General features: G+C 66.2%; 1 protein-coding gene. It reads left to right on the top strand.

The annotated features are described in order from the left end of the window. Window positions 1–1,653, top strand: a 1,653-nt coding sequence (locus AC1D15_RS31030) for a methyl-accepting chemotaxis protein (RefSeq protein WP_477829059.1), incomplete at both ends; no start/stop codon positions are given.

The following is a 1,653-nucleotide window of genomic DNA, read 5'->3' as shown; positions in this document are numbered from 1 at the left end:
ACTCCGGTCAGGCGCTGATGCAGTCGCAGCGTCTGGCGAAGTCGGTGTCGCAGGCCCTGATCGGCAGTGCGCAGGCCTTCCCCGAGGTGAAGGAAAGTACCGAGGTGCTGGCGCGCAACGTGCGCGGCCTGGCCAAGGGCGACCAGAACGTCGATGCGGCGCCGGGCGTCGTGCAGGACACGCTGGAGCCGCTGCTGCCGCTGATCGACCGCGCCGAGAAGAACGCGAACACCGTGCTGGCACAGCAGAAGATCCTGACGCAGGTCGGCCAGGCGCTGCGCGCGATCAACCGCCAGTCGTCCGACCTGCTGGAAATCGCCGAGACGGTGTCGTCGCTGAAGCTGCAGCAGGAAGCCTCGCCGGCCGAGCTGTCGGCGGTCGGCCAGCTCGTGATGCTGACGCAGCGCATCGGCAAGTCGGCCAACGAATTCCTGACCATGGAAGGCGTGAGCCCCGAGGCCGTGTTCCTGCTGGGCAAGGACCTGAACTCGTTCCGCGAAATCGCCGACGGCCTGTCGAACGGCAACGCCGAACTGCGCCTGCCGGGCACCAAGGACCCGCAGACCAAGGAGCGCCTGACCGCGCTGCTGAAGCAATACGAAGAGACGCGGACCCAGGCCAGCTCGATTCTGGGCAACCTGCAGGGCCTGGTGTCGGCCCGTGAAGCGCAGTCCGCGATCATTGGCGACAGCGAACCGCTGCGCAAGGGCCTGGAAACGGTGCAGGACCGCCTGTCCACCGTCACCGGCTTCAACGTCGTGAACCTGGGCCTGCTGGTGCTGTCGGCCGTCGTGCTGGCCCTCGGCGGCGCGGGCTTCCTGCAGCTGTATGTGCGAGACCAGGCGCAACGTGCCGCGCTCGCCGAAAACCAGCGGCTCGAAGCCGAACGCCAGGAACAGGAAGCCAAGCGCGTCAACGACGCGAACCAGGCGGCCATTCTGCGATTGATGAACGAACTGCAGACGGTTGCTGAAGGCGACCTGACGCAGCAGGCCACCGTGACGGAAGACATCACGGGCGCCATCGCCGACTCGGTGAACTACACGGTGGAAGAGCTGCGCACGCTGGTGTCGCAGGTGCAGGGCACGGTGGGTCGGGTGACCGAAACGACGCAGCAGGTGGAAGCCACGTCGACCGAACTGCTGGCCGCGTCCGACGAACAGCTGCGCGAGATTCGCGAAACCGGCGAGTCGGTGCTGCAGATGGCCGGCCGAATCAACGACGTGTCGAGCCAGGCGCAGCAGACGGCCCAGGTGGCGCGTCAATCGCTGCAGGCTGCCGAGACCGGCCTGACCGCGGTGCAGAACACGATCGGCGGCATGAACTCGATCCGTGACCAGATCCAGGAAACCTCCAAGCGGATCAAGCGGCTGGGCGAGTCGTCGCAGGAGATTGGCGAAATCACCGAACTGATTTCCGACATTACCGAACAGACCAACGTGCTGGCACTGAACGCCGCCATCCAGGCCGCATCGGCCGGTGAAGCGGGTCGAGGCTTCTCGGTGGTTGCGGAAGAAGTGCAACGGCTGGCAGAACGTTCCGGCGACGCCACGCGGCAGATTGCGGCCCTGGTGAAGACCATTCAGACCGACACCCAGGATGCTGCGGCGGCCATGGAACGCTCGACGCAGGGCGTGGTGGAAGGAACCCGGC

Source organism: Rhizobacter sp. P2_H2 (genome assembly GCF_056403375.1).
The sequence above is the reverse complement of the archived record's forward strand: the minus strand, read 5'-3'. Positions and strand labels throughout refer to the sequence as shown.